The 25226-nt window shown below is 71.2% G+C and carries 23 protein-coding genes; 10 read left to right on the top strand and 13 right to left on the bottom strand.

Going from position 1 to position 25226, the window contains the following annotated elements:
• Positions 1-996: 996 nt before the first annotated feature.
• Together VFV67_RS36780 and VFV67_RS14120 are read right to left on the bottom strand one after the other, a co-directional pair.
• Positions 997-1926 (bottom strand): pentapeptide repeat-containing protein, encoded by a 930-nt coding sequence (locus VFV67_RS36780; protein WP_414636249.1) that lies wholly within the window; start codon positions 1924-1926, stop codon positions 997-999.
• Positions 1812-2723, bottom strand: a complete 912-nt coding sequence (locus tag VFV67_RS14120) for an alpha/beta hydrolase (protein WP_326470256.1) — start codon at positions 2721-2723, stop codon at positions 1812-1814. Before VFV67_RS14120 ends, VFV67_RS36780 begins: the two co-directional genes overlap by 115 nt.
• A gap of 121 nt (positions 2724-2844) precedes the next feature.
• Here VFV67_RS14120 and VFV67_RS14115 point away from each other — a divergent pair, with 121 nt between their 5' ends.
• Positions 2845-3180 (top strand): helix-turn-helix domain-containing protein, encoded by a 336-nt coding sequence (locus VFV67_RS14115; RefSeq protein WP_326470255.1) that lies wholly within the window; start codon positions 2845-2847, stop codon positions 3178-3180.
• Between the two features lie 15 nt (positions 3181-3195).
• Here VFV67_RS14115 and VFV67_RS14110 read toward each other — a convergent pair whose 3' ends face one another.
• Positions 3196-5091, bottom strand: coding sequence for a family 20 glycosylhydrolase (locus VFV67_RS14110; protein WP_326470254.1), 1896 nt, complete (start codon positions 5089-5091; stop codon positions 3196-3198).
• Between the two features lie 58 nt (positions 5092-5149).
• Between VFV67_RS14110 and VFV67_RS14105 the strand changes: the two genes are divergently transcribed.
• Together VFV67_RS14105 and VFV67_RS14100 are read left to right on the top strand one after the other, a co-directional pair.
• Positions 5150-6442, top strand: a complete 1293-nt coding sequence (locus VFV67_RS14105) for a hypothetical protein (protein WP_326470253.1) — start codon at positions 5150-5152, stop codon at positions 6440-6442.
• A gap of 14 nt (positions 6443-6456) precedes the next feature.
• Positions 6457-7419, top strand: a complete 963-nt coding sequence (locus VFV67_RS14100; RefSeq protein ID WP_326470251.1) for an NAD-dependent epimerase/dehydratase family protein — start codon at positions 6457-6459, stop codon at positions 7417-7419.
• Here VFV67_RS14100 and VFV67_RS14095 read toward each other — a convergent pair.
• The 3 genes from VFV67_RS14095 to VFV67_RS14085 are packed head-to-tail and all read right to left on the bottom strand — an operon-like array spanning position 7381 to position 9347.
• Positions 7381-8271, bottom strand: coding sequence for a glycosyltransferase (locus VFV67_RS14095; protein WP_326470249.1), 891 nt, complete (start codon positions 8269-8271; stop codon positions 7381-7383). The two genes, VFV67_RS14100 and VFV67_RS14095, sit on opposite strands and share 39 nt — an antisense overlap.
• Positions 8272-8306: 35 nt before the next feature.
• On the bottom strand, positions 8307-8654 hold the full coding sequence (locus VFV67_RS14090) for a DUF2304 domain-containing protein (RefSeq protein WP_326470247.1): 348 nt from the start codon (positions 8652-8654) through the stop codon (positions 8307-8309).
• Between the two features lie 3 nt (positions 8655-8657).
• Complete coding sequence (locus VFV67_RS14085) at positions 8658-9347, bottom strand: glycosyltransferase family 2 protein (protein ID WP_326470245.1); 690 nt, start codon at positions 9345-9347, stop codon at positions 8658-8660.
• 152 nt (positions 9348-9499) lie between these two features.
• Between VFV67_RS14085 and VFV67_RS14080 the strand changes: the two genes are divergently transcribed.
• Genes VFV67_RS14080 through VFV67_RS14050 form a run of 7 tightly spaced genes read left to right on the top strand, consistent with a single transcriptional unit; the run spans position 9500 to position 17507 of the window.
• Positions 9500-10522: a Gfo/Idh/MocA family oxidoreductase gene (locus VFV67_RS14080; protein ID WP_326470244.1), complete on the top strand. Its 1023-nt coding sequence runs from the start codon at positions 9500-9502 to the stop codon at positions 10520-10522.
• A complete protein-coding gene (locus tag VFV67_RS14075; protein WP_326470242.1) occupies positions 10522-11484 on the top strand; it encodes an NAD-dependent epimerase/dehydratase family protein in 963 nt (320 codons plus the stop codon). The genes VFV67_RS14080 and VFV67_RS14075 overlap by 1 nt, the downstream gene beginning before the upstream one ends.
• 5 nt (positions 11485-11489) lie before the next feature.
• A complete protein-coding gene (locus tag VFV67_RS14070; protein WP_326470241.1) occupies positions 11490-12611 on the top strand; it encodes a DegT/DnrJ/EryC1/StrS family aminotransferase in 1122 nt (373 codons plus the stop codon).
• Positions 12608-13294, top strand: coding sequence for an acetyltransferase (locus VFV67_RS14065; protein WP_326470240.1), 687 nt, complete (start codon positions 12608-12610; stop codon positions 13292-13294). Before VFV67_RS14070 ends, VFV67_RS14065 begins: the two co-directional genes overlap by 4 nt.
• The gene (locus VFV67_RS14060) at positions 13291-14394 is read left to right on the top strand and encodes a DegT/DnrJ/EryC1/StrS family aminotransferase (RefSeq protein ID WP_326470239.1); all 1104 of its coding nucleotides are present in this window, start codon (positions 13291-13293) and stop codon (positions 14392-14394) included. Before VFV67_RS14065 ends, VFV67_RS14060 begins: the two co-directional genes overlap by 4 nt.
• 49 nt (positions 14395-14443) lie before the next feature.
• Complete coding sequence (locus tag VFV67_RS14055) at positions 14444-15961, top strand: DUF2142 domain-containing protein (RefSeq protein ID WP_326470237.1); 1518 nt, start codon at positions 14444-14446, stop codon at positions 15959-15961.
• Positions 15954-17507 carry a DUF2142 domain-containing protein gene (locus VFV67_RS14050; RefSeq protein ID WP_326470236.1) on the top strand — a complete coding sequence of 518 codons (1554 nt, stop codon included), beginning with the start codon at positions 15954-15956 and terminating at the stop codon, positions 17505-17507. The genes VFV67_RS14055 and VFV67_RS14050 overlap by 8 nt, the downstream gene beginning before the upstream one ends.
• Here VFV67_RS14050 and VFV67_RS14045 read toward each other — a convergent pair.
• The 7 genes from VFV67_RS14045 to VFV67_RS14015 form a co-directional block, all read right to left on the bottom strand.
• Positions 17504-18553, bottom strand: a complete 1050-nt coding sequence (locus tag VFV67_RS14045) for a class I SAM-dependent methyltransferase (RefSeq protein ID WP_326470234.1) — start codon at positions 18551-18553, stop codon at positions 17504-17506. The genes VFV67_RS14050 and VFV67_RS14045 overlap by 4 nt on opposite strands.
• Complete coding sequence (locus VFV67_RS14040) at positions 18550-21210, bottom strand: HAD family hydrolase (protein WP_326470233.1); 2661 nt, start codon at positions 21208-21210, stop codon at positions 18550-18552. Before VFV67_RS14040 ends, VFV67_RS14045 begins: the two co-directional genes overlap by 4 nt.
• Before the next feature lie 118 nt (positions 21211-21328).
• The gene (locus tag VFV67_RS14035) at positions 21329-21625 is read right to left on the bottom strand and encodes a DUF6235 family protein (protein ID WP_326470231.1); all 297 of its coding nucleotides are present in this window, start codon (positions 21623-21625) and stop codon (positions 21329-21331) included.
• A 152-nt stretch (positions 21626-21777) separates the two neighbouring features.
• Entirely contained in the window at positions 21778-23415 is a 1638-nt protein-coding gene (locus VFV67_RS14030) for a GMC family oxidoreductase (protein WP_326470229.1), read from the bottom strand.
• The gene (locus VFV67_RS14025; RefSeq protein WP_326470228.1) at positions 23412-23969 is read right to left on the bottom strand and encodes a DUF5987 family protein; all 558 of its coding nucleotides are present in this window, start codon (positions 23967-23969) and stop codon (positions 23412-23414) included. The genes VFV67_RS14030 and VFV67_RS14025 overlap by 4 nt, the downstream gene beginning before the upstream one ends.
• Positions 23970-24080: 111 nt before the next feature.
• Positions 24081-24233 carry a hypothetical protein gene (locus VFV67_RS14020; protein WP_326470227.1) on the bottom strand — a complete coding sequence of 51 codons (153 nt, stop codon included), beginning with the start codon at positions 24231-24233 and terminating at the stop codon, positions 24081-24083.
• A gap of 65 nt (positions 24234-24298) precedes the next feature.
• Complete coding sequence (locus VFV67_RS14015) at positions 24299-25132, bottom strand: winged helix-turn-helix transcriptional regulator (RefSeq protein WP_326470226.1); 834 nt, start codon at positions 25130-25132, stop codon at positions 24299-24301.
• Between the last annotated feature and the right edge of the window lie 94 nt (positions 25133-25226).

The following is a 25226-nucleotide window of genomic DNA, read 5'->3' as shown; positions in this document are numbered from 1 at the left end:
CGAATCGATGAGCAGCCCGACCGCACCGGGTACGCCGTTCGAGCACCCGCCGCAGATCGAGCAGTACCAGGGCATCGATGTCGGGATCATCGGGATCGGCGGCGACGACGCCGGCTTCACGGCATGGGCCTGGACCGCGTTGATGTCCGCGGACGAAACCTCGGAGCGCCTGTACCCGCCCTATCTGGCGGCGGTCGAGGATCCGGCGTTCGCGAGCCGGCTTGCCGAGCTGTACCAGGTCCTGATCGACCAGCTCGCGGCCAACGGCACGCTGGTGGTCACCACGTATCCCCGGATCCTGCCGGACGTGCTGCCGCCGGACGCACCGACCGGCACGAGCGGGTTGGCCATCTCCCCCATGGAGGCGGAGCTGTCCAACAAGCTCGTCCGGGCGATCAACAACGCGATCCGGGCGGCCGTGCCGACGGTCGCTCAGTACGCGCAGGCAAAGGCCAAGTTCGTCGACCTGGCGGAGTTGGAGGACGCGCTCGACGGTCACCTGCTGTCCTCCCAGGACCCGGCGGTCAGGGGACATCTGTCCGGCGACACCGCCGGCTCGTACCACCCCAACGAGCTCGGTCAGCGACTGCTCGGCGAACGCTTGGATCCGATCCTGGACCAGGCCATAGACCGAACCATTACGGCGCGGCAGGCGCAGGAGGGCCTTGGGCCGGTGGAGCTGACCGGCCCGGGCCAGGTCCAGCTGCCGGCCGTTCCGGTTGGTGGGCTGGAGCCGGTGCTGGTCCCGCCCGCGCAAGGACAGCCGGCTCCGGGCGGCGGCGCCAACGGACCTGATCGCCCTCCGCAGACTCCACAGCCTCCACAGCCTCCGCAGGCTCCGGGCGGCGGGACCCCGCTGCCTCCGTCCCGGCCGCCGACCCCTCCGCCTACGGTGGAGGACCCGCCCGAGTCGCCCGCTCCGCCTGACGACGACCCGGGCGGGGGAGGGTCCGGGGACGGCAACTTCGGCTCGGATGGTCCGGGGAGCGACGCGGCTCAGCCGGCTGACACCGACTCGATGGACGACGACGCGGACGCCGATGACAGCGATGCCGATGACAGCGATGCCGATGACAGCGATGCCGATGACAGCGATGCCGATGACAGCGATGCCGACGACAGCGATGCCGACGACAGCGATGCCGACGACAGCGATGCCGACGACAGCGATGCCGACGCCGACTCGGATGCCGACGCCGACTCGGATGCCGACGCCGACTCGGATTCCGACTCTGACAGCGATGCCGACTCCGACTCCGACAGCGACTCCGACTCCGACAGCGACTCCGACTCTGACAGCGACTCCGATTCCGACAGCGACAGCGACTCCGACTCCGGCGACAGCGATTCCGGCGACAGCGACAGCGGCGACTCCGGGGATTCCGGTGACGGTGGCGACTCCGGAGATGGCGGAGATGGCGGCGACGGTGGTGGCGACGGCGGCGATGGCGGCGGCGACGGTGGTGGCGATGGCGGCGGCGGCGATGGTGGCGGCGGCGGCGATGGTGGCGACGGTGGTGGAGGTGACGGCGGCGGCGGCGATGGCGGCGGCGATGGTGGCGGCGATGGTGGCGGCGACGGTGGCGGCGGCGGCGATGGCGGCGGCGGTGGTGGTGACGGCGGTGGCGGCGGCGATGGCGGCGGTGGTGGTGACGGCGGCGATGGCGGCGGTGGTGGTGACGGCGGTGGTGACGGCGGTGGGTTCTGACCGCCACGTCGTCGAGGTATGACGGTTCGCGCCAAGCGGGCTAACTGAACCGGCGGCTGGTGACCCGCGAACGCGGGCGCCAGCCGCCGGTTTTGCGTTGGGGCTAGCGCGGTCGGGGGGACAGGTGGCGGTGGAGGAATTGGGCGGTCGCGGCGGTTGCGGCGGTGACGTGGGGGTCGGCGTCGTAGAGGTCGATGTGTTGGGTGCAGTCGAGCCACACGATCTGTTTCGGGCCCGCGGCTCGGTTGTGGAGCTCGGTGGCGAGTTCGGGGGCGCAGAAGGCGTCGATCCGGCCGTGCACGACGAGGAGGGCGGTGGCGGCAAGCAGGGGTGCGGCGCCGAGCGCGTCGAAGGTCATCAGGGAGTGCAGGGAGCCTCGGGTGACCCGGTTCTCCCAGTGGGCCGAGTTGCCGCGCTCGGTGCCGTAGTAAGCGAAGGGCTCGTCGCCGGCCATCGCGGCCTCGGCGTTGTCGGGGGCGACCGCGGGCAGGTATTCGTCGTACCGGTCGACGAAGGAGCGCAGCGCGGCCCGGTAGGTCTCGATGCCCATGCGCTCGGCGAACCAGGACGGGCTGTTGTAAGCACCGGCGATACCGGCTACCGCCCCGATTCGGGGATCGGTCGCGCCGGCCCGGACCGCGTAGCCGCCGCCGAGACAGATGCCGACCATGCCGATCCGTTCGGGATCGATCTCGGGACGGGAGGCCAGGACGTCCACCGCGGCGCGCAGGTCGGCGAGCTTTCCCTGGCTGTCCTCGTGGCCCCGCCGGCCTTCGCTCTCGCCGAAGCCGCGATGGTCGAAGGCGAGGGTGGCGAAGCCGGCCTCGGTCAGCCCGGCGGCGTAGGTGGCGACCACCTGGTCCTTGACCCCGGTGAACGGTCCGGTGAGCACGACGCCCGGCACGGGTCGCGGACCGGCCGGCAGCCGCAGCTCGCCGACCAGAGTGACGTCCTCGCTGGCGAAGGTGATTCGGTCCGGCCGGCTCATGCCCTGCCGCGCCTGTGCAGCCGACATCGGGAAGTGGTGTCCTTTCCGGAGAAATTCGATGATCCACAGGCTAGGTTGTGGTCACGGCACCGGCCAGAGGGCACTTTTCGGTGCCCATGACCCAGCCGCACCGCAGGGGAGCGTCGCCATGGAGCTGGTGATCCCGGACGTCCTCGAGGAAAGCTGCCCTACCCGTCAGGCCCTCGAGCGGTTGGCCGCCAAGTGGCGGGTGTTGTTGATCTACGCGCTGTTCGCCGGCCCCCAGCGACCCGCTCAACTGCGCCGCCGGCTCCCCGGCATCTCCCAGAAGGTGCTCACCGAAACCCTGCGCGGCATGGAAAAGGACGGCCTGGTCGAGCGCCACCTGATCAAACTGGACGCCCCCCAGCACATCGAGTACGCCCTGACCGAACTCGGCAGGACGCTGCGGGAGCCGCTCGCCGCCATCTGCTCCTGGGCCGCGGCCCATCCGCCCGGGAGCTGAGCCCGCCAGAGTGTCCTATGTGGACGGTTTGAGAGCGAAGGTGGCGGCGGTGTGCTCGTGCGGGATTTCCTGGACGAGGACGTCGGTGTGCACGGCGATCATCCGGGTGATCGCGTTGGTGAGCGTGACGGTGTCGTTGGTCCTGGCGAGTTGCCAGCGTTGGAGCCGGTTGGTGGCGGCGCAGGTTTCGGCGGTGATGGGGGTGCCGGGTTCCAGGGGGGTGTTCAGGTCCCGGGTGCCAAGGCGGGATTCGGCGCACAGGTTGGTGGGAACGTGGCGCAGGGTGTGGTAGCCGTCGGGGGTGGGGTCGATGCGCCACGTGCTGGGCTCCGCGGCGGTGGTGAGGGCGGCGCCGGGGGTGGGTTCGGCGGGGGTGAGGTACTCCTCGTCGAGGGCGAGGGTGACGGGGGCGTCCGGGATGGGCGTGTTGCCGGGGGGAGGGATGCCGGGGGAGCGGCCGGCGCGTTCGGCGCGCCGGGTGAAGGCGGTGATGTCGGGATCGGGGCGGGTGGCACCCCAGGTGGACTGGGCGATGAACCGGAGCGGCAGGAAGAGGTGTGCTTCGGTCTCGTTCTCGGTTTCGGCGGAGCCGTTGTCCGGCCAGAGGGTCAGCTTGGCGCCGGTCACCTTTGCTGACGGGGCAACGGCTTCGTCCTGGAAGAACAGCGGCGACCAGTCCCGGGCGTAGAGCGTGGCGATGTCGGCCTTTCCGGTGCCACGGCCCAGATACAGCGCCTCCGCGGCGTTCATCACGTCGTGCCCACGGTCGATCAGCGCGCTGGGCCGGACGTGGCCGCCCTGCCAGTGCTCGATCACGATGTCGGTGTCCAGCGGAACGGTCTGGGCCACGATGAGGCCGTCGTTCCAGATGCGCAGCCGCTTTCCCTTGGCCTTCACGTGCGCGTTGACCCGGTTGATGAAGTCGATCAGCGCGTCCTGGGCGACGGCCTGCGGACCGTACCTGGCCCGCGCGTAGTCGAGCAGGTGCGGGTAGTTGGCGTAGTCGTCGCCGATCAGGTACTCGTCGGCGCCCAGGTGCCAGAACGGGGTGTCGAACACCGTCAGGTACTCGTCGATGAGGCCGGTCACGTAGTCGAACGCCTCGGGCTTGGTGACATCGAGGACGGTCGGGTTGCGGGTGCCGTCGGCCCCGGCGAGTTGGAGCTCCGGGCGGTTGCGCAGCCACGGCGTCATGTGGCCGGGTGCGTCGACCTCCGGCACCAGCGTGACGTGGTAGCGGGCGGCCAGTTCCTGCAGCGCGGCCGCCTGGAGTTTGGTGTAGTAGCCCCACTCGACGGTGTCCGGATAGGCGTCGCTGCGCACCTTCAGCTCGATCCAGAGCTGGTTCAGCTTCAGGTACGACGCGTCGCGGATCAGACGGTGCAGCGCGTCGGTGGAGATGTGCACGATGCAGGCGCAGATTCCCACGCCGCGTTCGGCGTAGCGCGGAACGTCGGTGACCGCGCCGGCCGGCAGCGGTCCCCCGGCGCGCAGCATCTGGAGCAGCGTGCGGGTGCCGTAGAACGCCCCGGCGTCGGTCCGCGCGGTGACCGTGACCATGTCGGCCACCGACAGCGCGTAGCCCTCGGCGCCGAGGTCGGCGCGGTTGCCGTCGAGCCCGAGCACGATGTCGCCGGACCGGCGCGGCTCGGTGACCACCGGCAGCCGCCGGCCGATGATCTCCGCCGCGTCCCCGGCGAACGTCTCGGCGTCGTCGCGCACGTGTTCCTGTTCCGGGTCGACCACGATCCGGCTGTCCGGGGTCAGCTCGAACCGCCCGGCGGCCGACGTCCACCCGGTCAGCGCCGGCACGGTCACCGGCGGCGGGCCGGGCGGCAGTGGTTCCGGCGGCGGCGTGGACGTGCAGCCGACCGCCAACACCGCGACAACCCCCAGCGCCCAACCCTTCACGATCCGAACCCGACACCACCCACCCGGCTCAGGTCAACCCGTTCTCTACAGTGGCGGCGTGCTGTCGCTGCGCTCCCGCCGGCTGGTCGCCCCATCGCTGCAGATGGGCGCCGGCCTGGTCGTGTTCGGGATCGCCGGTTACGTCTTCGTCGCGCTCACCGGCCGGACACTGCCCAAGGCCGAGGCCAACCTGGCGCTCGCCTTCTACTTCGTGGTCAACGTGGCCGGCCCGGGCGTGTTCGCCGCGCTCGAGCAGGTGGCCAGCCGGTCCACCAGCCGGGCGCTGGCCGCCGGCCGGCCGGTCGGGCCGGAGCTGCGCAAGGTGCTGCGGGCCGGCGCCATCCTGGTGGCGGTGGTGACCGGCTTGCTGGTGCTGCTCGCGCCGGTGCTGGTCGGTGCCACGCTGCACGGCGACTGGGTGGTCTTCGCCGCGGTGCTGACCACGCCGGCCCTCAACGGCGCACTGCACCTGGTGCGCGGCCAGCTGGCCGGGTCGCGGCGGTTCGGCGGTTACAGCGCGGTGCTGGCCATCGAGGGCGCCGCCCGGATGGTGCTCTGCCTCGGGCTCGCCGTCGCCGGCGCCGACCATGCGTGGGTGTACGCGGCGGCCTACCAGATCTCGACCGTGGTCGCGGTGCTCGCCGGCCTGGCCTGGCTGCGCGCCCGCCGGCCGGCCGAGCCGGTGGAGCCGGTGGAGCCGACCGCCGAGGACACCACGATCGGCCGGAGTCTCGCCGCGCTGTCGGTGGCGACGCTGTTCGCCCAGCTGCTGCCCAACATCGCGCCGCTCGCGGTGACCTCCCGGCTGGCCGAGGACAGCGCGGTCGCGCTGGCGTTCGGCCAGGCCGCGGTGATCGCCCGGATCCCGGTGCTGCTGTTCTTCCCGGTGCTGACCATGCTGCTGCCGTCCCTGACCGCCGCGGTGACCCGGGGCGACCTGGCCCTGTTCGCCCGCCGGATGCGGCTGCTGCTGGCCGGGATCGTCGGCGCCGGCATCCCTGGCGTGGCCCTGTTCGTGGCCATCGGCCCGTGGGTGCTGCGGACGTTCCTGGCCACGCCGCAGCCGCCGGACACCGGGATCATGCTGTTGCTGGGGACCAGCACGGTGGTGCTGATCGCCGCGTACGCCGTGCAGCCCGCACTGGTGGCGCTCGGCCGGGACCGGGTGGTCACCGTGGGCTGGGTGGTCGGGTCGGTCGTCACGCTCGGGCTCGCGCTGCTGCTGCCCGACGCGGTCACCGCGGCCGCGATCGGGCAGCTGCTCGGGCCGGGCCTGACCCTGCTGATCGTGCTGCACGGCCTACTACGGGAACTGCGTTCGGACAGCCGTCCGGCCGTGGCCACGAGATAGGAGAACCCTCGCAGATGCGTGCCCTTGTCACCGGTGGGGCGGGATTCATCGGATCGACCCTGGCCGACCGGCTGCTGGCCGGCGGCCACGAGGTCGTGGTGGTCGACGACCTGCGGCGTGGGCGGCGGGAGAACCTGGACGCCGCGCTGGCCGCCGGTGCCGTGCTGCACGAGTTGGACGTCCGCGCGCCCGAGCTGGCCGGCCTGCTCGACACGGTCCGGCCGGAGGTGGTGTTCCACCTGGCCGCGCAGATCGACGTGCGGGTCAGCGTGGCCGATCCGCTGCTGGACCTGTCGCTGAACGTGCAGGGCACGGTGAACCTGGCCGAGGCGGCTCGGCGGGCCGGGGTGCGCAAGGTCGTCTTCGCGTCGTCGGGCGGTTCGATCTACGGCAACCCGACCCAACTCCCGGTCGCCGAGACGGTCCCGATCAACCCGGCGTCGCCGTACGCGGCGTCCAAGGTCGCCGGCGAGGTGTACCTCAACACGTATCGCGAGCTGTACGGCCTGGACTGTACCCATCTGGCGCTGGCCAACGTGTACGGCCCGCGCCAGGATCCGCACGGCGAGGCGGGCGTGGTGGCGATCTTCATCAACGCGCTGCTCCGCGGGGCGCCGACCAGGGTCTTCGGCGACGGCGGCAACACGAGGGACTACGTGTTCGTCGGCGACGTGGTGGACGCGTTCATCGCCGCGTCCGGGCCGGCCGGCGGTGGCCGCCGGTACAACATCGGCACCGGCCGGCAGACCTCCGACCGGGAGCTGCATTCGTTGGTGGCCAAGGAGATCGGGGTCGCCGACGACCCGGAGCGGGCGCCGGCGCGGCTGGGTGACCTGCGCGCATCCGCGCTGGACGGCTCGGCGGCGGGCCTGGAGCTGGGCTGGTCGCCGCGGGTGGACGTGGTCGAGGGGATCCGGCGAACGGTGGAGTACTTCCGGTCAGCGGGCGGGTCGCAGGGCGCGGCCGACCAGGGATAACGCGAGCTTGACGTCGCGGCCGCCGAGCGCGCCCAAGGCGGAGCGCAGGGCGTGCAGGCGGGTGGTCAGGTGCAGCCGGGCGGCGCGGGCGGCGCGGGTCCAGCCGGTCTCCCGGAGCTTGCGGGCGGCGGCGGCGTAGTAGCGCTGCTCCTCGTCGAACCGGGCCAGGGTCTTGGCGTGCTGGGAGGAGTGGTTGGCCTGGTGGCGTCGGTAGCGGAAGACCGGCGTCTTGTCCATCGCCATGGTGCCGCCGCCGAGCAGCATGTCGATGGTCCAGGCGAGGTCGGCGATCGAGGCGTACTGGCCGACCTGCTGGGCCCTTGGCACGACGTCGGTGCGGTAGCACATCGCCGGGCAGTAGAGCCAGTTGCCGCGCATCAGGCTGCGGGCGGCGGTGGGACCATCGAGCTCGTCGTGCCGCCATGCGGAGCGGCTGACCAGGCGCTTGATCCGGTCAGCCAGGCTGTCGGTCGGGTTGCCGTCGCCGTCGACCAGGTTGACGCCGGGGTGGACCATGATCGCGTCGGGGTGCCGCTCGAAGGCGTTGACCACGACCTCGACGTAGTTGGGTTCCAGCGCGTCGTCGGCGCCCATCACGGTGAGGTACTTGAGCTTGCCCATGGTCAGGCACTTCGTCGTGTTGCCGGTGGTGCCCAGGTTCTGCTCGTTCTGCACCCACTCGATCCGCGGGTCGTCCAACTCGGCGATGTAGTCGCGGGCCGCGGTGCCCGGGTACTGGTCGTCGACGATGGTCAGCTTCCAGTCGTCCCGGGTCTGCTTGCGGACGCTCTCGATCAGCTCGAACAGGTACTTGGGGTCGACGTAGTAGGGCACGACGAAGTGGACGCTCATGAGTTCCCTGTCGCTCGGTGGGGTTTGGGAGAAAGTCAGTCCACGGGAGCGTCGCTCGGCGGCTCCGCGTTCTGCAGGGCGATCGCCCGGGCCAGCCGGGCGTAGCGCAGCTCAAGTTCCTTGAACCGCAGGTAGGCATTGAGGGTGGCGAAGGTGAAGATCACCACGAGCGCGTACAGCAGCAGGTCGGTGCCGCGGCCGACGCCGAGCCAGTCGGCGACCAGTTGGACGTCCATCGGCCGGACGGCGGCGTAGATGCCGAAGATGACGAAGAGCAGGAAGGCGAGCTTCGTCCCGGCCGCGGTGCGCGCGGTGCCGCGCCTGCGCAGGAACAGGATGAGCAGCCCGACCGACGAGGCGACGAGAACGTACTGAATCAGCATGGGCTACAGACCCGCCCTGTTCTTGATCATCGTTTCGAAGACGATGTTGATTCCATTGATCATCGACTGCCCCTTGGCCATGGAGTAGTCGGTGTAGAGGATCGTCACCGGCTCCTCGGTCACCCGCCAGCCGTACCGCTCGATCATGTGCACGATCTCGGAGGCGTGGCTCATCCCGTTGAGTGTGATGTTCATCTGGTCGGCCACGGTCCGGTTGAACACCCGCAGGCCGTTGTGCGCGTCGGTCAGGCCGAGCCGCCGGGTGCGCCGGCTGAGCAGCACCACGGTTTGCAGCACGAACCGCTTGATCCACGGAATGTGTGAGGTGTCACCGTGGAACCGGGTGCCGACCACGATGTCGACGTCCTCGGCCCGCAGCCGCTCGAGCATGGCGAGCACGTCGTCGACCTGGTGCTGCCCGTCGGCGTCGAACGTCACGAAGTACCGGGCGCCCGGCCGGGACCTGGCGTACTCCAGGCCGGTCTGGATCGCCGCGCCCTGCCCGAGGTTGACCGGATGCCGGACCAGGTGTGCCCCGGCCGAGCGAATCTCCTCGGACGAGTTGTCCCTGCTGCCGTCGTCGACACACACGATGTTGGGGAACGTCTTACGGGCGTTCCGCACGACGTCGCCGATCACCTGTCCCTCGTTGAACACGGGGACGATCAGCCAAACGTCTGGCCAGTCGGCCATGCGCTCTCCGCTACGTTGGGGGTGGACAGGACGGCCTGAGCGTAGTACAGGCTCCGGCCCCGTCTACGATGCCTGGGGCGCTAAAGGGTGATCACCCAAAGGTTGTAGATGACTACAGCCAGTGTGATTGGCGACAAACCGAAAGGACATTGATGGTTGGCGTAGCGGTAATCGGTGCGGGCTACTGGGGGCCCAACCTGGTGCGCAACATCCAGGCGACCCCGCAGTTCGACCTGCGGGCGCTGTGTGACCTCGACCTGAACCGGGCCAAGGCGGTGCTCGGCCGCTACAGCACGGTCCGGGCGACCGACTCGCTGGCCGAGGTGCTCGCCGACCAGGACGTGCACGCCGTCGCGATCGCCACCCCGGCCGGGACGCACCTGGAGATCGCGCTGGCCGCGATCGAGGCGGGCAAGCACGTGCTGGTGGAGAAGCCGCTCGCCTCGTCCTACGCCGACGGGGTGAAGCTGGTCACCGCGGCCGACGAGCGGGGCCGGGTGCTCATGCTCGACCACACCTACTGCTACACCCCGGTGGTGCGCCGGCTGCGCGAGCTGGTCCGCGCCGGTGAGCTGGGCGACCTGCAGTACGTCGATTCGGTGCGGATCAACCTCGGCCTGGTCCAGCCGGACATCGACGTGCTGTGGGACCTCGCCCCGCACGACCTGTCGATCCTGGACTCGATCCTGCCGCCCGGGGTGCACCCGGTCGCGGTCGCCGCGCACGGCTCGGACCCGGCGAACCTGGGCCGCGCCTGTGTGGCGTATCTCTCGGTACAGCTGTCCAACGGCGCCATCGCGCACGCCCACGTGAACTGGCTGTCCCCGACCAAGATCCGCACGATGATCGTCGGCGGCTCGCAGCGCACCGCGGTGTGGAACGACCTGGATCCGGGCGCGCCGCTGGCCGTCTACGACCGCGGCGTGGACTGGCCGGACAGCGCCGAGCAGCGCCGGGTCTCCTACCGGATCGGCGACATGGTCGCGCCCGCGCTGCCGGCCGGCGAGGCGCTGCGCGCGGTGATGGCCGAGTTCGCCGCCTCGATCATCGAGCAGCGCGCGCCGCTCACCGACGGCCGGTCCGGCCTGCGGGTGCTGGCCCAGCTGGAGGCGGCGTCAACTAGCCTCGCCGAGGGCGGCACGTTCGTGCCGGTGGTGAACGGAAAGGGAGCCTGATGGACCTGGCCGACCGGCAGATGCTGGTCACCGGCGGCGCCGGCACGATCGGCTCGCACGTGGTGGACCAGCTGCTCGACGCGGGCGCCGCGCGCGTGCTCGTGGTCGACGACATGAGCCGCGGCACCCCGCGCAACCTGGAGCGCGCACTGCGGGTGGCGCCCGACCGGGTCGAGGTGATCGAGGGCGACATCCGCGACGCCGCCCTGCTGCACAAGGTCAGCGCCGGCACCGACGTGGTGTTCCACCTGGCCGCGCTGCGCATCACCCGGTGCGCCGCCGAGCCGCGCACCGCGCTGGAAGTGTTGGTGGACGGCACGTTCAACGTGATCGAGGCGGCGGTCGACGCCGGAGTGCGCAAGGTGGTGCTGTCCTCGACCGCGTCGGTCTACGGGCTGGCCGAGGAGTTCCCGACCACCGAGCGGCACCACACGTACAACAACGACACCTTCTACGGCGCCGCCAAGGCGTTCAACGAGGGGATGCTGCGCAGCTTCCACGCCATGACCGGCCTGGACTACGTGGCCCTGCGCTACTTCAACGTGTACGGCCCGCGGATGGACGCGCACGGCAAGTACACCGAGGTGCTGATCCGCTGGATGGAGCGGATGGCCGAGGGCCAGCCGCCGCTGATCCTCGGCGACGGCAAGCAGACCATGGACTTCGTGCACGTGGCCGACATCGCCAGGGCGAACATCCTTGCCGCGCAGGCGGATGTGACCGACCGGGTGTACAACATCGCGACCGGGACCGAGACCTCGCTGCTCGACCTGGCCGAGGCGCTGGCCAAGGTGATGGGTTCGACCGAGCCGCCGGAGTTCGGCCCGGCCCGCACGGTGAACAGCGTCACCCGGCGGCTGGCCGACATCGAGGCGGCCCGGCGGGATCTCGGCTGGGAGCCGCGGATCGGCCTCGAGGACGGCCTCGCCGACCTGGTCGACTGGTGGAAGGCGCTGCAGTGATCCCGGTGATCCGACCCTCGCTCGGCGAGGAGGAGGCGCTGGCCGCGGCCGAGGCGGTGCGCTCCGGCTGGGTGGCCCAGGGGCCGCGGGTGGCCGAGTTCGAGGCCGCGTTCGCCGGCTCGGTCGAGGCCGGCCACGGTGTGGCGCTTTCGTCCTGCACCACCGCGCTGCACCTGGCGCTGCACGTGCTCGGCATCGGACCGGGCGACGAGGTCATCGTGCCGTCGCTGTCGTTCATCGCCACCGCGAACGCGGTGCGCTACGTCAACGCGCAGCCGGTGTTCGCCGACGTCGATCCGCTGACCGGCAACCTCACGCCGGAGACGGTGGACGCGGTGATCACCCCGCGCACCGCGGCGGTGCTGGCCGTGCACCAGGGCGGCGTGCCGTTCGACGCCGACGCCCTCGCCGAGCTGTGTGCCCGGCGCGGGCTGGCGCTGGTGCACGACGCCGCGTGCGCGGCCGGGTCGACCTACCGCGGCCGGCCGGCCGGCGCCGGTGCGACCCTGGCCGCGTGGTCGTTCCACCCGCGCAAGCTGCTCACCACCGGCGAGGGCGGGATGCTCACCACGGACGACACGGAGCTCGCCGCGCGCTGCCGCCGGCTGCGCGAGCACGGCATGAGCGTCTCGGCCGGGGACCGGCACCGCTCGGACACCGTGGTGCTGGAGACCTACGACGAGGTCGGCTTCAACTACCGGCTGACCGACATCCAGGCCGCGATCGGGCTGGTGCAGCTGGCCCGGCTGCCCGAGGTGATCGCCCGCAGGCGGGCGCTGGCCGAGCGCTACCACAAGCTGCTCACCGACCTCGACGGCGTGCGCGCGGTCACCGACCCGGACCACGGAACCACCAACTACCAGTCGTTCTGGGTGGTGCTGCCGGAGGATTACGCCGGCACCCAGCGGGACGTGCTGGCCGGGCTGAAGGCCCACGGGGTCTCCGCCCGGCGCGGGATCATGGCCTCGCACCTGGAACCGCCGTACGCGGACCTGCCGGCGGACCTGCCGGTGACCGAGCACCTGGCCCGGCGCTCGGTGATCCTGCCGCTGTTCCACCAGCTGACCGAGGCGGAGCAGGACACCGTGGTCACCGCGCTCACCGAGACGCTGCGGGGCCGCCGGTGACCGCACCGCTGCTGATCATCGGCGCCGGTGGGTTGTCCAGGGAGACGCTGGCCGCCGTCGAGGCGGTCAACTCGGTACGTCCACAGTGGACTGTGCTGGGCTTCCTGGACGACAATCCGGCGCTGCACGGCCAGATCATCGACGGCCGGCCGGTGCTCGGCCCGACCGGGCTGGTCGCCGAGCAGCCGGACGCCGCGGTGGTGCTGACCATCGCCAGCCCGCGGAACCTGGGCACCCGCAAGAAGATCGTGCACCGGCTGGACCTGCCGGCGCACCGCTGGGCCACGGTCGTGCACCCAACCGCCAGCATCGCCCCCGGCACCGAGCTCGGTGCCGGATCGGTGTTCCTTGCCGCCACCGTGGTGACCGCGCCGCAGGTGATCGGCGCGCACGTGGTGGCCATGCCGCACACCACGATCACCCACGACGACAACATTTCCGACTACGTGCAGTTCGCCAGTGGGGTGCGTCTCTCCGGCGGTGTCACCGTCGGCGAGAGCGCTTACCTCGGCAGCGGTTCGATGGTCCGCGAGGGCCTGACGATCGGTGCCGGCGCGCTGCTCGGCATGGGCGCGGTCGTACTCAGCGACGTGCCGCCCGGCGAGGTGTGGGTGGGCAATCCCGCCCGGCGCCTGCGCACCACGAATTCCGTCGATCAGATTCCCACGAGGACACCCGCATGACTGCTCCCATTCCCCCCGTCGACCTGTCCGTCCAGCACGCCGAGATCGCCGGGGAGGTCGAGGCCGGCTGGGCACAGGTGCTTGAGCGCACCGCGTTCATCAACGGCCCCCAGGTCGGCGAGTTCGAGCGCGCCTACGCCGAGTTCAGCGGCGTCGGCCACTGCATCGGCGTGGGCAACGGAACCGACGCGCTGGAGTTCGCGCTGCGCGCGGCCGGCGCCGGACCGGGCACCGAGTGCGTGCTGCCGACCAACAGCTTCATCGCCACGGCCGAGGCGGTGGCCCGCACCGGCGCCACCGCGGTGTTCGTCGACTGCGACCCGGCCAGCTTCCTGATCGACACCAAGGCGGCCCTCGCCGCGATCACCGAGCGCACCAAGGCGATCCTGCCGGTGCACCTGTACGGCCAGATCGCGCCGGTCGAGGAGCTGCTGCCGGTGTGCGCCGAGCACGGCGTGACCGTGGTGGAGGACGCCGCCCAGTCCCAGGGCGCCACCCGCAACGGCGCGGTGTCCGGCTCGATCGGCCACATCGCCGGCACCAGCTTCTACCCGGGCAAGAACCTGGGCGCCTACGGCGACGCGGGCGCGGTCACCACCAACGACGACGCACTCGCCGAGTCGGTGCGGCTGCTCCGCGATCACGGCTCGCCGGCCAAGTACGTGCACAGCACGCTCGGCTTCAACAGCCGGCTGGACACCCTGCAGGCCGTGGTGCTGAGCGCGAAGCTCAAGCGGCTGGCGGCGTGGAACACCGCGCGGGCCGAGGCGGCCGCCTACTACACCGAGCTGCTCGGCGGCCTCGCCGGCGTGGTCCCGCCGAGCACGCTGCCCGGCAACACCCACGTCTGGCACCTCTACGTGATCCGGGTCGCCGAGCGCGACCGGGTGGTGGCGCACCTGCGGGACAACGGGGTCGGCGCGGCCATCCACTACCCGACGCCGATCCACCTGACCGAGCCGTTCGCCGGCGCGGGGCGCGGCGCGTTCCCCAACGCCGAGCAGGTCACCGGCGAGATCCTCAGCCTGCCGATCTACCCGGGGATCACCCGGGCGCAGCAGGACCGGGTGGTCGAGGTGCTGGCCGAGGCGGTCCGCTGACCAGGGTCGCCCGACCGGGGTGCTTCGCAATCGCATACGATCGCCGCTCGTGAACCGTCGGCGTTCCGGAATCCGCCTGTGGCTGCTGGCCTTCGTCGGGTTCTGGCTGCTGCACGCGGCGTGGTCGTTCGCCACGCCGCTGAACGGCCCACCCGACGAGCTGCAGCACGTCATCCGGGCGGCCGGGGTGGGCCGGGGCGAGATCATCGCCCCGGCCGAAGGGATACACGGGTACCAGAACGTCCCGAAGACCCTCAACCGGGGCTGGTGCTTCCCGACCAAGGTCGAGGTCGCGGCCAGCTGCGAGCCGGAGCCGGTCGGCGACGAGACGGCCATGATGGTGAACACCACGGCGGCCCGGTACAACCCGGTGTACTACCTGGTGAGCGCCTGGCCGGTGGCGGTGTGGCCGAACTGGACCGGGATCATGCTGTCCCGCCTGATCAACGGCGCGCTCATGGCCGCGCTGCTGGCCTGCGCCGTGGTCGCGGCGGCCCGGTGGTTCGGGCACAAGGGCATCGTGGCCGGGGTGGCGGTGGCGCTCACCCCGATGATCGCCCACCTCGGCGGGGCCATCAATCCCGCCGGCATCGAGATCGCGGCCGGGGTGGCGCTGTTCGCCGCGCTGATCCCCCTGCTGCACGAGAAGACCGGCGAGGTGAACCGGGCCCAGGTGGCCCTGGCCGCGGTGTCCGCGGGGGTGCTGGTCACGCCCCGGTTCACCGGTCTGATGTGGTTGCTGATCATTCTCGGCGTGCTGCTCGTCCCGGCCAGCCGGGCCCGGCTGCGCGAGCTTGCCCGGTCGCCGGCCGTGTGGCTCGCGTCCGGGTTCGTCGTGCTGTGCGTCGCCGCGTCGCTGGCCTGGACCCTGGTGGCCCGTACCGCGGAACCGGCCGGCTGGGAACATGGCCTGAGCGTCACCACGATCCTGCGGTTCGCCGTGTTCGAGATGTGGCCCAACGTGGCCAACCAGATGATCGGCGTGATGGGCTGGGCCGAGACGCTGATGCCCCGGCTGGTCTACGTCGTCTGGTTCATGGCCGCCGGGCTGGTGCTGCTCGGTGGGCTGATCATGGGCAGCCGGGTGGACCGCTGGCGGCTGATCGCCCTGTTCGTCGGCACCTTCGCCCCGCTTCTGGCGCTTGAGATCCTCTCCGCCAACCAGATCGGCTTCTTCAACCAGGGCCGCTACTTCCTGCCCGGGGCGGTCGGGCTGCCGATGCTGGCGGCCTGGATCATGGCCCGGCGCGGTCTGCCGGCCGAGCAGCAGCGCTCGATCACCCGGCTGGTGCTGGTGCTGCTGCTGCCCGTTCAGCTGATCTGCCTGCCGTACACGATGGCCCGGTGGAACTCGGGGCTGGTCAGCCTCAACCCGTACAACGGCTCCTGGGAGCCGCCCTACGGCAACACGCTGCCGCTGGTCCTGGTCACGGTCGCGGTCGGCGTGCTGTTCGTGACCTTCTGGCGGGCCGCCGGGGCGCCCGAACCGGTGCCGCCCGCCGAACCCGAGCACGAGGACGCGTCCGATGTCACCGTCGACGAGCCGGTCAAGGCCGGTCATGCGTAGCGCGGTCCGGCTGTGGCTGCTGGCCTTCGCCGGCTTCTGGCTGCTGCATCTGGCCTGGGCGCTGGCCGCGCCGTACAACGGCCCGCCGGACGAGCAGCGGCACGCGATCCGCGCGGCCGGGGTGCTCGACGGCCAGTTGATCGCCCCGCCGGTGCAGCCGGGCGGCGCGGACATCGCGCGGGACGGCGACGTGTTCAACCCGGTCCCGTCCAGCGAGCGGGACCTCAGCGGGTACCAGACCGTGCCGCGCAGCCTGGTCCGGCCGCGCTGCTTCCCGCAACACCCGGACGTGCCGGCCGACTGCGCGCCGGAGCCGGGCGGGGACACCACGCCGGTGCGGGTGACCACCGAGGCGGCCAAGGCCAACCCGGTCTACTACGTGCTCGCCGGTTGGCCGCTGTCGGTCTGGCCGTCCTGGCCCGGAATCATGCTGGCCCGGGCGCTCACCGGGGCCGCGGTGGCCGCGCTGCTGGCCTGCGCGCTGGTCGGGGCCAGCCGGTGGACCCGACACCGCGCGCTGGTCGCCGGCGTGGTCGTGGCGGTCACCCCGATGACCGCGCACCTGGCCGGGGCGATCAACCCCAACGGCATCGAGATCGCCGCCGGGGTCGCCCTGTTCACCGCGCTGATCACCCTGGTGCACGAACAACGCGCGGGGATCAACCGGGCCGCCGTCGCGCTGGCCGGCGCCTCGGCCGTCACGCTGGTCACCCCCCGGTTCACCGGTGTGCTGTGGCTGGCGGTGATCGTCGGCGCGGTGCTGCTGCCGTCCTCCCGGCAGCGGGTGCGCGAGCTGGTCCGGGACCGGGCGGTGCGCGGCTGGGGGATCGCCGCGGGCGTCGCCACGCTCGCCGGGCTGGGCTGGACGCTGGTGGCCGGCACGGTCGACCCGCTGACCTACGACCACGGCTTCAGCACCGCCGAGATCCTGCGCGCCACGGCCATCGACCACGTGTGGCCGAACATGGCGAACCAGATGGTCGGCGTGATGGGCTGGGCCGAGACGCTGATGCCCCGGCTGATCTACGTGGCCTGGTTCATGGCCTTCGGGCTGCTGTTCCTCGGCGGCCTTGCGCTGGGCACCCGGGCCGACCGATGGCGGCTGATCGGCCTGTTCGTGGCCACCTTCGCGCCGCTGACCCTGATGGAGATCCTCACCGCGAACCAGATCGGCCTGTTCAACCAGGGCCGCTACTTCCTGACCGGGGCGGTGGGTCTGTGCCTGTTCGGCGCGCACGTGCTGGCCCGGCGGTGGCTCTCCGCGCAGTGGGTTCGGCTGACCACCCGGCTGCTCGCCCTGGTGCTGCTGCCGATCCACCTGGTCTGCCTGCTGTTCACCATGGTCCGGTGGGACTCCGGGTTCCGCAGCATCAACCCGTTCAACGGGAGCTGGGCGCCGCCGCTCGGCGTCGCGCTGCCGATCCTGACCTGCACCGTCGCGGTCGGAGTGCTGTTCGCGGTGTACTGGCTGGCCTCGCGGATTCCGGTCGGGGAGACCGAACCGGAGCGCACGGACGAGCCGGCACCGGCGTTGACCGGAGTCTAGAGACCGAGCCGGCGCAGCAGCCTGGCCAGCCGGCGTAACGCGCCGGCCAGCCGGGGACGGAACCGGCGGCCGAGCAGGCCGCGCAGCCGGTCGACCTCCAGCTGCAGGGCGAGCACCTGGTTGGCCTGCCGGGTGGCCGCCGCCGCCAGCTCATGTCGTTGCCGGGCAACGGTTTCGGCCAGCCGGTCGGCGTCGTCGGCGTGTGCGACGGCCTCGAACTGCATCTGCAACACCTTGGTGTACAAGGCGATCCGGTTGTTCTCGAGGATGCACAGCAGTCTGGACTCGGTGAATGGCCGCAGCCGCTCGAGCAGCCGGTCGGCCTCCGGCGTGGTCCGGACCAGGATGCCCATCCCGAACACGGCCGGGACCAGCTCGAACCGCCAGCCGTCCGGCCACGGAGACTCGGCGACCGCGTCCTCGACGGCGGTGAGCACGCCGTTGCGCTCGCCGCCGGCCCGCTCGGCCGACGTGAACGCACCGAGGCCGACGAAACCGGCCGGGGTCAGCTCGTCATGCCACACGGTGGGCCCGTCCGCAGACGCCGGATGCCGCCGCTCCGGCCCGAGCGCGGACGGCTCGTAGTACAGGTCGCGGCGGGCACACGGCCACATCACGTCGTGCAGCACGATGACCGCGTCCGGCGCGTTGGCCATCACCCAGGCCAACTCGTCGTGCACGATCGCGTAGTTGTGGTCGCCGTCCAGCACGTACATGTCGGCGACCGGCAGGTCGGCCAGCACGTCCGGGGACCAGCCCTCGACCAGGTGCAGCGCGTCGTTCTCGGCCAGGTTCGCCCGGATCTCGTCGGTCGGCTTGGGGTCCACGCAGTAGACCGCGGTCGCGCCAAGCTCGGCGTACATACCGCTGACCTTGCCCGACTCCACCCCGACCTCGACCACGGTACGGATCTCCCGGCTGTCGAAGATGATCTCGAACAGCTCGCGGAAGACCGCCATGGAGTGGAGCAGAACCGGCAGCGTGCGGGCGCTGCGGGCCTGGGCGTGCGGATCGTCCCGCGTGCCTACGTGGACCTGATGATTCATTGCGGGCCTGCCAGCTTGCGTAGGGCGAGGCGGGCCGCGCCGGTGGCGACACCCTTGGCGCCTCGCGCCCGATATTCGTCGCGCAACCGGCCCGAAATCCGCGCCATCTTGGAACCGAGGGGGAGTTGATGCGCGAACCGGGACATGGACTGCGGCAGCATAGCGAAGGCGACCGTGATCTGAGCAGAGGTGACCGGCCCGCCGCCCCTGGCGGCCAGCGGCAGGATCACCGCGGCCTCCGGTGTGGTGAACTCGACCATGTTGGCGCCCAGCCAGCGGCACTCGCGGTAGTCCAGGCCGGCGAAGTCCTCGGCGCGGTCCCAGCGGATCGGCTCCGGCACCCGGCGCTTGCCGGCGATCACCCGGGCCTCGATCCAGTCGATCCGCACCACCGCCGGCCGGCCCGGAATGATCAGCGAGACGATGTCGGTGTCGAACGCCTCGAACGCCAGCCGGGCGAACGACAGTCCGTTGTGGTTGATCCGCACCGGCTTGCTCGGGCCCTTGTGCCAGCGGTCGTCCAGCGTGTGGTAGTAGATCACCGTCTCGCTGGGCTCGCCGGACGGTTCGAAGATCGCCGGGTCGATCCGTCCGGAGGCCATCGCCTTGCTCGCCGCGGCCAGCGCGGTGTCCGAGGTGGCGATCAGCGCCGGCCAGAACGAGTCCCGCATGTCCAGGTCGTTCAGGTCGTTCGGGGACATGTAAGGGATCGCCGCCGCCAGGTCCTCCGGCAGCAGCCGGGTGATCACGGTCGAGCCGAAGTTGTCCTCGTGCTGCCAACGGCCGAACACCCCGGCCTCGTCCGCGGTCGGGGCCTTCATGGCCGAGATCAGGATGTTGGCCAGCCGCTTGCGGGCGGCCGAGCCGGTCAGGTCGGTCCACGCGCCGCCGGCGTTGTCCACGTACCGGTTCCACTGCTGCTGGAAGGCGACGATCCCGTCCTGGGCGGCCTGCCGCTCGGCGCTCTGCGACGGGGCGTCGTTGGCCGCGCCGAGCACCGGCTTGGCGTCCTCGGTCAGGTCGATCAGCGAGCCGCACACCGCGTTGACGCACTGCTCGAGCACCTCGGGGCTGCGGGTCAGGGTGGCCGCGACCTCCTGCGGGTGCCCGGCCTGCGCCAGGAAGCCCTCGGCGCGCAGCCCCGCCCGGTACACCCGGGTGGAGCGGTGGTCGGTGGCCAGGTAGAGGCCGTTGACGGTGACCCCGGCCTCGGCCAGCTTCAGCACCCGGGCCAGGTAGTACTGGATGGTGCCGCCCCAGCCCAGGTCGACCAGGGTCATCTCGGGGGCGTCAAGGGCGCCGGTGCCTTGCAGCATCCGGATCAGCCGGTCGCGCATGGCCGTGACCCGCGCGGCCAACTGGTTGCGGATGTGCGGCGCCTCGGTGAGGGCGATGGCGACCCGCTCGACCACCGGACCGTTGTCCAGCACGGTGTCCAGTTCGCCGGCCAGCACCGGCACGTCGCCGGAGCGCAGGTGCAGCATGCCGAGCAGTTGTCGCACGGTGGGCTGGTAGCTGCGCCGGATGAAGTCGGTGACCGAGTCGGTGTCGAAGGCGTCCAGCGCCGCGATGGACACCACGTGCCGGGACAGCCAGATCGGCTTGGCGGTCACCTTCCAGCCGCGGGTCCGGGCCGCGTCGTTGACCAGCTTGGACAGCAGCTCGCCCTCGCGCATCGGGCACCAGAGCACCTGCGTACCGGTCTCGTGCGCCCACCGCGCCGCCCACTCGGCCAGACCGGTGAGCACCGGGCCGAGCACCGTGGCGCCGTAGCGCCAGGCCGTGTCGGTGGCCGAGGCGGGTTTGTTCGATCCGGACAGCAGCGTCTTGGCCCGCAGGCTGGTCAGGCCGAAGTCGCCGGCGCGCGGGTCGAGCAGCGCGGCCGCCGGGCCGAACGGCTCGATCTCCTCCCGCTCCCGGTCCAGGGTCTCGCCGAACCGGTCGTCGATCCGCTCGTACCACAGGGTGCGGATGCCCAGCTCGGCCGGCGCCTCGTGGTCGGCGATCTCGTTGTCGCCGATGTGCACGAGCTGCTCGGGGTCGCGGCCCAGTTCCTTGAGCACGATCTCGAACAGCCCGGAGGCCTTGTCCAGGCCGTGCTGGTGCGAGCGGAACACCCGGACGTCCTGCATCGGGCCCAACTCGGGGCGGTCCAGCAGGTGGCGCAGGTGCTCCTCGGTGAAGTAGGTGTCCGAGACCAGGATCACCGGCACGTCGTTCTTCCTGGCCAGCTGGATGACGTCGGCGATGTCCAGATCCACCTCGGTGAACTCGCGCTCGAGCTCGACCTCGGCCTCGACCAGCCGCTCGATCGGGGCGCCGCCGAACGGCTCCGGCGGCATCTCGCCCCAGATGTCGAACAGCGACACCTCGTTGCCCCACGCCTCGCCACGGCGCTCGCGGGCGGCCTGCTCGGCGGCGATCCGCATCCGCCGGAAGGTGGCGTCGGTGACCCAGGGCGCGCACTGTCCGGCGGCTCTGAGCCGGGATCCGAGAATGGCGAACACGTCGGTCGGCCGGGGCACCCGGCGCCAGAGAATGGTGTCGAAAATGTCCAGGGACAGCACCGCGCAGGACCTGTCGGCGATCACCCGGTGAATGTCCTCGAGCAGCGGGTGGCTGCTGGTGGGCTTTCCGGTCTCCATGGCGATGCTCATCTCCCCCGGTCTCCAATCCGCTCGTATCTTCGCCGGTCACCCTACCGGCGAGGGTGGCGAACGGAGCCGCGTGGGCGGCCCGTCCGGCAGCGGATATCGACGCAGCGGGGTCGGCCGGCTACGTGGCGTCCATCGCCAGGTCCAGTCCCGGCGCGTGCTCCAACTCGCCGATGTAGCGGATGGCGAAGCTGTCCTCGGCCGTGAACGCGACCTTCAGCACCAGGTCCTCGCGCAGCAGCACGAAGTGCTCCCACGGGTTCTGGGTGTCCCGCAACACGCCGTAGGAGCGGAACACCGAGCCGTCGATGACGGCGAACAACGCCCCGTACACGACGTTTCTGCGCGCCTGGCCGGCCTGCCCACTCCATTCGTCGAGGAATTCGGTCCCGCCGGTCAGCTTGTAGCGCTTGTCCATTCGGTCGCTCCCAGAGTTGGTTTCGTGATGCTACTTATAGGGTACGGTGGCTGAGTTTCGTCGCGCAACCATCTGGTGTATCCCATCGTGCGCAGAAAGCGCCGTAGGCGCCGGCCGGGGCCGACGCCTACAGCGCTTTTTCGGACCGCCGCTCAGGCGGCCTGGCTGGTTCGCTTCATCGGGGTGCCGGTGGCGTTGACCGGAAGCGGGGCGCCGTACCGGACCGGCACGCCGCGGTCCCGTGCCGCCCGCACGATGGCCGGCATGGCGCGTTCGGCAAGGGCGCCGATGGTCAGCGCCGGGTTGACCGTGACGCCGGTGGGCACCGCGGAGCCGTCGGTGACGAAGATGCCGGGGTGGCCGCGTAACTCGTGGTTGTCGTCGAGGGCGGAGGTGGCCGGGTCGTCGCCGATCCGGCAGGACGACAACGGGTGCACGGTGTAGGCGCCGACCACGTCGTTGGTCCACGGGGTGACCTTGGCCAGGCCGTCCTTCTCCAGGATCTCCTTGCACGCGGCGTCGGCTTCGGCCCAGCCGCGCAGGGTTTCCGGGGTGGGGTCGTAGCGCAGCGGGCCGCGGCCGAGCATCTGCTGGGAGATCCGGAACGCGTTGCCGGTCGGGGGAGGCGGGCCGAAGACGCCCTCGTTGTTGTCCTCGGTCATCTGGAAGATGATCAGCCAGTCCTGCCAGCGTTTGAGCAGTTCCTTCTTCTCCTTGCCGAACCAGGCCGGGCCGGTGGCATCCGGGGCCTGGGCGAGGATCGTGCCGAGACCGGGCGGGAAGTACAGCTGTTCCAACGAGAACCGGCTGAACTCGGGCCGGGCGCCGTCCAGGTAGTCCCAACAGGCGACCACCGGGCCCTTGCCGATCTGGTTGGCCCGGTACCCGATCCCGTCGGCCCGGGACAGGCCGAGCACCTCGCGCACCTTGTCGTCGTTGAACACGGCGGTGTTCAGCCGTTCGCCGTTGCCGGAGAAGTACCGCCCGACACCGTGCGGCATCGGGCCGAGCGTCGCCTCGGAGCGCTGCAGGATCGGTGGCGTGGCACCGGCGCCCGCGGCCACGATCACGATCTTGGCGTCGATCGCCCCGTCCTCGTGCAGGATCCGGTAGTCCTCGTCGTCGACGATCTTGTAGTGCACCCGGAAATCGCCGTCGTCGGTCTTGGAGATCTGCTGAACCTCGTGCAGCGGCCGGATCTGCGCGCCGTGCGCGACCGCCGCGGGGAGGTAGCTGAACAGCAGCGAGCGCTTGGCGTCGAACCGGCAGCCGGCCATCATCCAGTTGCAGTTCACGCACTTGCGGCTGTCCACGCCGACCGGCACCGGGTTCGCGGTGTGCCCGGAGTGGTTGCACGCCGCCGCCCACAGGCCGCCGGCATAGGTGACGTCGTTCCAGGTCTGCTGGGTCACCGGCATGACCTCGGCGATCCGGTCGTACCAGGGATCCAGCGTGTCCCGGTCGATCGCCGCCGGCCACAGTCGCTTGCCGGTGCCGCCGGTCCGCTCGAAGACGAACCGCGGCGCCCGGGGGAGCGCGGCGAAGTAGACCACGCTGCCGCCGCCGACGCAGTTGCCGCCGAGCACGCTCATCCCGTCGCCGGCCACGAAGTCGAACACCCGGGTGTACGACGAGCCGAGCAGGTAGTCGTGGTCGAAGTCCTCGGCGTCCAGCCAGGGTCCGCGCTCCAGCACGGTCACCCGCGCGCCGCCCGCGGCCAGGTAGTACGCGGCGATGGCGCCGCCGAACCCGCTGCCGATCACCAGGACGTCGGTCTGCTCCGTGCTCACGCGAGGCTCCCCGTGTCGAGGTCGGTGTCCGGATGCCGCTTGGCCAGCTCCGCGCCGTAGGAGTACTCGGCGAACCGCCACAGCCCGTCGGCGTCCGGCTTGGTGAAGCCCATGGCCAGCAGGCCAGGGTGCCCGGACTCGAGCGCCTCGACCGTGTGCCGGTGCGCGGCGACGTCGAAGGCCATGTTGCTGAACAGGGCCAGCAGCACCCAGCCGTCCTTCTCCGGGTGGCCGGGTGTGGTCAGCCGCTCGACCACGGCCACTCTGTCCGGATAGGACAGTGCGACGAAGGCGGGCAGGGAGCCGTCCAGCTCCAGCCCGCGCTCCGCCGCGTGGGTCTGCGCGTGCCCGTTCAGCGACGCGGCCAGGTACGGCAGCCCGGCGACCACGCCGGCCGCCTGGTCGTGCAGCAGCTCGAGCGCGCCGGCGGCCACCGCGCCGCCGCCCTCCGAAACCCCGGCGATGGCGTGGTCGTCCGGCGACCGCTTCTCGCCCGGGATGATCGTGTCGGCGAACGCCTCCAACGTCATGATCTTGGTTTGCTCTTCGTCCAACGGGCCCGGTTGCACGGCGGCACCTCCTCCGGCGTATCGGATCCAGGATGCAGCCGGGCCTCCCGCATGTCTTCTTCGCTCGTGCCTAGCGAGATTTTCCTTTTCTCCCAATCACTTCCTCGAGCCGTCCGGGCCGCGGCGCACGCCCGGGTTTGCCGGCCGGCGGATGTGCTGGGCCGGCCGCCTGCGGGCGCGGCGCCGCACGGCTCGTTTGAGCACGCCCGCGGTGTGCGGCAGCGTGCTCTGCTCGGCGAGCTTTCCCATCGCCTCCTCCTTGGTTGCGTGACAGTACTCACCACGGTAGGAGCGTAGGTTCGATGAAACAACCGTCAGATTGCTCTGCTCGACTCGGGTAACCGGAACAGCCGGGTGAACAGCTCCAGCAGCGCGGGATCGCCGGTGATCCGCAATCCGTCGCTGGTCGACGCCTCGGCCGGATCGAGCTCGCCGGACATCAGGTGCAGCACCAGCACCCCGGCCTCGATCGTCAGGTCCGCGCCGTTTCCTTGTGGGCCAACGGAATCGTGCAGCTCGCCGGCGGCCACCCTGGCATGCACCACACCGCCGTCGGCGTGGATGTCAAAGCTCACCAGGACTCCGGTGGCCGCGTCCGGGCGGAACGCCGCGCGCAGCGCGGTAACCAGTGAGTCGGTGGTGACCACCTCGTCCGGCCGCGCCGTGCCGAGCGATCGCGCGCCCCACCGGCCGATCCGGACCACGATCTCCTCCAACTCCTGGCCGTACTCGGTCAGCTGGTACACCAGCAGGTCGTCCGGACCCGGCACCGACCACACCACGCCGGTGCGCTCCAACTCGCGCAGCCGGGCGGTGAGCGCGCCCGGCGGGATGCGTGGCAGACCGCGGCGCAGGTCGGCCTCGGTGCGCGGCGAGACCAACAGGTCCCGCACGATCATCAGCGCCCACCGCTCGCCGATGATCTCCAAACCCCTTGCCAGCACGCAGAACTGTCCATACGTCCGGCGGGTCATCGCCTCCAGCTCGGACAGCGCGGACTCCAGTTGCGCCGGCGCCACCCCGTCGACCAGTGCGTCCACCCCCGACTCCGTCGGCGCGCCGTCCGGCCGGGTGGTCAACTCGAACCGGTTGCCGGCGATCGTCACGCCGCGCTGATCCACCACCAGTTTCCAGTGCGGCCCGCACATGCGCCCATCCCAACGTAGAGCCAACGGGTCTTTCCACGTTCCCAGAACGGGAGCGCCGCCGGGAGTGACGCGGACACGGGTAGCGGCGTGAATA

Origin of the sequence: Actinophytocola sp., from assembly GCF_035762905.1 — a bacterium.
GTDB lineage: Bacteria > Actinomycetota > Actinomycetes > Mycobacteriales > Pseudonocardiaceae > DASYTH01.
The sequence above is the reverse complement of the archived record's forward strand: the minus strand, read 5'-3'. Positions and strand labels throughout refer to the sequence as shown.